The organism is Falsiroseomonas oryziterrae (assembly GCF_021864505.1).
GTDB classification, from domain to species: Bacteria; Pseudomonadota; Alphaproteobacteria; order Acetobacterales; family Acetobacteraceae; genus Falsiroseomonas; species Falsiroseomonas oryziterrae.
This window is the reverse complement of record NZ_JAKJIB010000280.1, coordinates 1-5,626: the sequence shown is the minus strand read 5'-3', so window position 1 is coordinate 5,626 and position 5,626 is coordinate 1. Positions and strand designations below refer to the sequence as shown.

The 5,626-nt window shown below is 72.1% G+C and carries 6 protein-coding genes; 2 read left to right on the top strand and 4 right to left on the bottom strand.

The window, feature by feature from the left end:
• Nucleotides 1-478 (top strand): hypothetical protein (locus L2I40_RS18085; protein ID WP_237216589.1); only part of this gene is annotated, 478 nt, incomplete at its 5' end.
• A gap of 56 nt (nucleotides 479-534) precedes the next feature.
• On the opposite strand, the gene L2I40_RS18080 is transcribed toward L2I40_RS18085, so the two are convergent.
• Entirely contained in the window at nucleotides 535-2,007 is a 1,473-nt protein-coding gene (locus L2I40_RS18080; protein WP_237216588.1) for an NADP-dependent isocitrate dehydrogenase, read from the bottom strand.
• Nucleotides 2,008-2,139: 132 nt separating this feature from the next.
• On the opposite strand from L2I40_RS18080, the gene L2I40_RS18075 reads away from it, so the two are divergent.
• A complete protein-coding gene (locus tag L2I40_RS18075) occupies nucleotides 2,140-2,895 on the top strand; it encodes an OmpA family protein (RefSeq protein ID WP_237216587.1) in 756 nt (251 codons plus the stop codon).
• Nucleotides 2,896-2,923: 28 nt separating this feature from the next.
• Here L2I40_RS18075 and phnE (L2I40_RS18070) read toward each other — a convergent pair whose 3' ends face one another.
• From phnE (L2I40_RS18070) to phnD, 3 genes are all read right to left on the bottom strand, one after another.
• A complete protein-coding gene (gene phnE / locus L2I40_RS18070; protein ID WP_237216586.1) occupies nucleotides 2,924-3,772 on the bottom strand; it encodes a phosphonate ABC transporter, permease protein PhnE in 849 nt (282 codons plus the stop codon).
• Entirely contained in the window at nucleotides 3,769-4,656 is an 888-nt protein-coding gene (gene phnE / locus L2I40_RS18065; RefSeq protein WP_237216585.1) for a phosphonate ABC transporter, permease protein PhnE, read from the bottom strand. Before phnE (L2I40_RS18065) ends, phnE (L2I40_RS18070) begins: the two co-directional genes overlap by 4 nt.
• A gap of 8 nt (nucleotides 4,657-4,664) precedes the next feature.
• Nucleotides 4,665-5,626: phosphate/phosphite/phosphonate ABC transporter substrate-binding protein (phnD, locus tag L2I40_RS18060; RefSeq protein ID WP_308116436.1), on the bottom strand; the 962-nt coding region annotated here is incomplete at its 5' end.

Sequence of the window (5,626 nt, the reverse complement as noted above, 5' to 3'; positions counted from 1 at the left end):
GGAAATGCTGGCCGAGGAAACCCGGCTGGCCGCCCTGCGCGCCCAGCGCATCCAGCTGGAACAGGAGCTTGTGGCGCTGCGCCAGGAGGTGGAGCGGCGCCGCGCCGAGATGCCGGGCCGCAAGCTCGCACAGCCGGACGCGACGGCGAGCGGGGCGCAGGCCCCGCCGGCGGGACCTGTGGCCGAGGCCTCCGGCCGGCCGCTTCGGGTCTTCGTCCATCATCGCGCCAATGCACCCGCTTCGGGGGCGGAGGAGGTGGTGCAGACCCTGCGCGGCGGCGGCATCGACGTGACGGCGGTGCGCGCCTCGCCCTTCGTGCCCTCGACGCCGGTGGTGCGCTACTTCCACGAGGAGGATCAGGCGACGGCGGCGCGACTCGCGGGGCGCCTCGGCCGAAGCTGGGCGATCCAGGACTTCCGCGCCTATGTGCCGCAGCCGCCGCCGGGAACGCTCGAGGTGTGGCTGCCGGGCAGCTGAACGACCGCGCCCCGCGGCCGGGCCGCGGACGCGGCCCGCGCCAACGGCGCGCCAGTTCAGCCTTCGCCCTGCGCCTTGCTGAAGGCGTCGGCGCCGTCGAAGCGCTGCAGCTTCTCGAGATGCATCCAGCGATGCTGCCGGCCGATGCGGTTCAGCAGGTCGGTGATCTCCGCGACCGCGTCGCCCTTCGGCGGCTCCCGGAACAGGAATCGGGCGCGGAAATGGTCCACGAGGAAGGTGTTGCCGCCCTGCTCCGGCCAGACCTGCGTGCCGCGCGAGGAGATCATCTTCAGCGTGAAGGCGCTGCCTTCCGCCGCCGCGGCGAGGGTGATGCCGATGGCGCGCGGGTCGCGCTCGGACTCGACGAAGACGTCGACGCCGACCAGCTCGCGAGTCGCGGCCGCCTTGTACCAAGTGATCGCCGGCCAGCGCTGCAGTGTGATCGGGCGGTACTCGCGCGCCGGCACGGCGGCGCTCTCGCGGCCGAGATTGGCGATGACGCGGTCGGTGAAGGCCTGCGTGCCGACGCCCTGGCCGGGGGCGGCGATGTCGCCGGTGAGGTCCTTGCCCTCCTCGAGCGTGACGTAGAGCGCGTGCTCCACCTTCCGCGCGGTGGCGAAGTCGCCGATGTGGCGCAGCATCATCACCGCCGAAAGCAACAGCGCGGTCGGGTTGGCGAGGCCCTTGCCGGCGATCTGCGGGGCGGAGCCGTGCACCGCCTCGAACATCGCGCATGCGTCGCCGAGATTGGCGGACGGCGCGACGCCGAGGCCGCCGACGAGACCGGCCGCGAGATCCGACAGGATGTCGCCGTTCATGTTGGTCATGACCGTGACGTCGAACTGCTCGGGGCGGATCACCATCTGGTGGGCGCAGTTGTCGACGATCATGCTCTCGTGCTGCAGGTCCGGGTATTCCTTCAGCACCTGCTCGCCGACGCGCTTCATCATGCCTTCGGTGAGTTTCATGATGTTGGCCTTGTGGGCCACGGTGACCTTCTTGCGTCCCTCGGCCAGCGCCAGGCTCGCGGCGAGGCGGACGATGCGCTCGCAGCCGACCTCGGTGATCAGCTTGAGGCACTGCGCGACGCCCGGCGTCTGCATGTGCTCGATGCCGGCGTAGAGGTCCTCGACATTCTCGCGCACCACGACGAAGTCGATGCCGCGCCCCGCGAAGGGCGTGCGGATGCCGGGCAATTCCCGCACGGGGCGGATGTTGCCGTACATCTCGAACACCTTGCGCAGCGTGACGTTGGCCGACTTCTCGCCGAAGCCGACCGGCGTCTCGAGCGGTCCCTTCAGCGCGACGCCGTTGCGGGCGATGGAATCCAGCGTCTCCTTCGGCGCGCCGGTGGCGATGCCCTTGCGGAAGGCCTCGGCGCCGGCCAGCGCGTCCTCCCAGTCCACCTGGGCGCCGGCGGCGGCGAGAATCTGCTGGGTGGCGCGCATCACCTCGGGCCCGATGCCGTCGCCGGCGATGGCGGTGACCCTGGTGCGGGCGGCGGTCTGGGCGGGGGTGGCGTCGTTCATTGCGGGACCTCAACCGGCTTTTGCGGCGCCCTATAGGGCGAAGCGGGGCGGAAGGCGATGGCCGGCAGGGGTGGCCGGGCGCCACCGGCAGGCATCTCGCGCGTTACGGGGGCGACACACGGAGACCTGCCCATGCGCCGCCTGCTGCCCGTGCTCGGCCTGCTGGCCGCCGCCCACGGCCCCGCCTGGGCCCAGGCCCTCGGCCCGCTGATCCTGGAAGGGAATGCGCAGTCCCGCAGTCTGGACTGCGCCGGCCGCGACGTGGTGGTGCGCGGCGAGCGCAACCAGGTGGTTCTCACCGGCGGCTGCCGCAGCCTCGAGGTGCAGGGCAATGCCAGCGAGATCCGGGCGGAGCTGCAGCCCAATGCCCGGGTGAGCCTTCGTGGCGAGACGCTGGACTTCCGCTGGTCGCTGGCCGGTGACGGCCCGCCGCCGCGCATCGCGACGGATGGGCGCTCCATCCGGGTGGAGCAGGTGGCGGCCGCGCCGCGCGGCGGCCTGGCACGGCGCGAGACCGGGCGCGGCGTGGCCTTGAACCTGTCCGGCGACGTGCTGTTTCCCTTCGGCGCCGACCAGCTGCGGCCGGAGGCGGCGCAAGGGCTGCAGGAGGTGGCCGAGCTGATCCGCACCCTCCGGCCGCGCGCCATCACCATCGTCGGGCATACGGACTCGGTCGGCGACGAGGGGACGAATCGCGACCTGTCGCTGCGTCGCGCGAGGGCGGTCCAGCGCTGGCTGGAAGCGCGCGCGGGGGAGGCGATGCCGCCGGTCGTCGTCGAGGGACGCGGCGAGGCCGAGCCCGTCGCACCCAACGCCTTGCCGGATGGGCGCGACAATCCGGAAGGGCGCGCGCAGAACCGCCGGGTGGAGTTCCTGCTGGAGCGCTAGGCGCGGGCCGCCCGGCCCGCGGCCGCGCTCAGTGGCGGACGACGCCCTCCCGCGTCCCGATCAGACGCACGCGGATGCGGGCCGACAGGATGTCGATGACCGCGACGGTGACGAGCAGGCAGATGATGATGAAGGCGACCTCGTCCCAGGCACGGATGCGGATGCGCTCGGCGATCGAGAGTCCGATGCCGCCGGCGCCGACGATGCCGAGGACGGAGGCGGAGCGCGTGTTGCTCTCCACGAAATACAGCGCCTGGGCGAGCATCACCGGAAAGACCTGCGGCAGCAGCCCGAAGCGCACGACCAGCGAGGGCTTCGCGCCGACCGCGCGGACGCCCTCCATCTGGCGGCGCTCCGCGTTCTCGATCGCCTCGGCATAGAGCTTCGCCAGCACGGCGACGTCGGCGACCGCGATCGCCATGACGCCGGCGAGCGGCCCGAGGCCGACGGCGCGGACGAAGACGAGCGCCCAGATCAGCTGGTCGATGCCGCGGAAGCCGTCGAAGAGCCGGCGCAGCGAGAAGTGGAAGAGCCAGTTCGTCACCACGTTGCCGGCGCCGAGGAAGCCGAGCGGCACGGCGACCAGCGCGGCGACGAAGGTGCCGAGGAAGGCCATCGCCACCGTCTCGGCCATGCTGCGCGCGATCTCGTCCCAATGCTCGCCGGGCGAGGGCGGGATCATCAGCCCGACGATGACGCCGAGATTGCCGAGGCCGTTCGCGATGCGCTGCGGCGTGATGTCGAAGGCCCAGGCGGTGAGCGCGATCCAGGCGATGAGCCCGAGCCAGAGGCCCCAGCGCAGCGCCCGCCGGTGCCAGGGATCGGCGAAGGCAGCCGGGACGCGGGCGCGGGCGAGGGCGATCTCCTCGGGCGTCATCGCGTGGTCTCCGTCAGGCCGCGGCGGAGGCGTTCGGACCCGAGGTCGATGAGGGCGACGGTGACGATGATCAGCACGACGATGGCGCTGATCTCCTCGTAGTAGTTCTGCGCGATCACCGCATAGAGCTCCTGCCCGATGCCGCCCGCGCCGACGAAGCCGATCACGCTGGCGCCGCGCACGTTGATCTCGAAGCGCAGGATCGCGTAGCTGAGGAGGTTCGGCGCGATGCCGGGCAGCACGCCGAAGCGCATCTGCTGCACCCAGTTGCCGCCGGCGCATTTCACGCCGTCGGCGGCGCCGAGATCGGCGTTCTCGATCACCTCGGCGAAGAGTTTACCCAGTGCGCCGATGGTGTGCAGCGCGATGGCGAGGATGCCGGCCAGCGGGCCGATGCCGAAGGCCCAGACGAAGATCAGTGCGAAGACGATCTCCGGCACGGTGCGGCAGCCTTCCAGCAGGCGGCGGATGCCGGCGGCGAGCCAGGGGCGCGTCGCGACGTTGCGCGCGGCGAGGAAGGCGAGGACGAAGGCGATGGCGGCGCCGAGCAGCGTCGCGAAGGCGGCGATGTTGGCGGTCTGCAGCAGCAGCCAGGCCCATTCGTCGAGCCGGTAGAACCAGTAGGCGAGCGAGCCTTCCTGCTGCGTGCCGGCGAAGAGGTGCTGCCAGGTCAGGTGCGGGATGGTCTGCGCGAAATACTCGCCGAAGCGCGGGATGCCCTCGGCGATCTTGGCCGGGCTCACCTCGCTCACCCAGGCGGAGACGAGCAGCGCGAGCAGCAGCAGCCCGCCATAGAGCAGCGTGGCGCGCCGGCGCTGCGACAGCAGCTCGGCGCGGCGGCGCTCGAACGTCGCGATGGCGGGGCTGGCGAGGCTGACGGACATGCGCTGGATCAGCGGGCGCGGCGGGCTGCCGCCTCGGCGCGCGCCATGGCGATGACGGGCTCGAACATGGCGTGCTCGGCGGCGGCGTAGCCGGCCGCGGCGCCGCGCTCGATCTGGCGGAAGATGTCGGGATGCGTGGTGGGCAGCGCCAGCATGAAGCCACGCATGTCGTCGCGGAAGGATTGCGGCAGGTCGCGCCGCACCGCGGTCGGCCCGTTCGGGATCGGGCGCGAGCGCCAGATCAGTCGGATCTGCGCCATGTCGAGCATGCCCTTCTCCACCAGCGCGCGCAGCGCGCCGCGGGTGTAGCCCTGCGACCTGTCGCCGACGCCCGACGCCCAGGTGACGCCGGCGTCGAACTGGCGGTTCAGTACGGCGACCATCGCCTGCTCGTGCCCGCCGGCGAAGCCGGTGCGGCTGAAGAAGGTGTCGGTGTTGATGCCGGCCTCGCGCAGTTCGGAGCGCGGCACGAGGAAGCCCGACGTCGAGTTGGGGTCGGCCCAGGCGAGGCTGCGGCCGCGCATCTCCTCGAGGCTGCGGATGCCGCTGTCGGCGCGGACATACATGACGGCGACATAGGACGTCGTGCCGTCATCGTCGCGCGCCACCACCAGGGGCTCGATGTTGCCGTTGGTGTCGAGCCAGATCCGCGCATAGGGCAGCGGGCCCATGGTGCAGACGTCGAGCTGCCGGGCGGCGAAGCCCTGCACGATGCCGGCGTAGTCGCCGGCCGCGAAGACCCGCGTCGGCACCTGGAAATGGCTCTCGACCAGTGCGCGGAAGCCGCCGAAGCGCACCAGCCGGTCGGCCTCGTTCTCGCCGCCGATCAGGCCGATGCGCACCTCCCGCATCTGGTCCGCCCAGGCGCGGCGGCCGGGCGCGGGCATCTGCGCGCGCGCGGCTGGCGCGAGGACGAGCGCGAGGGAGGCCGACAGGACCGCGCGACGGGCGAGCGTCATCGCGCGCGTCG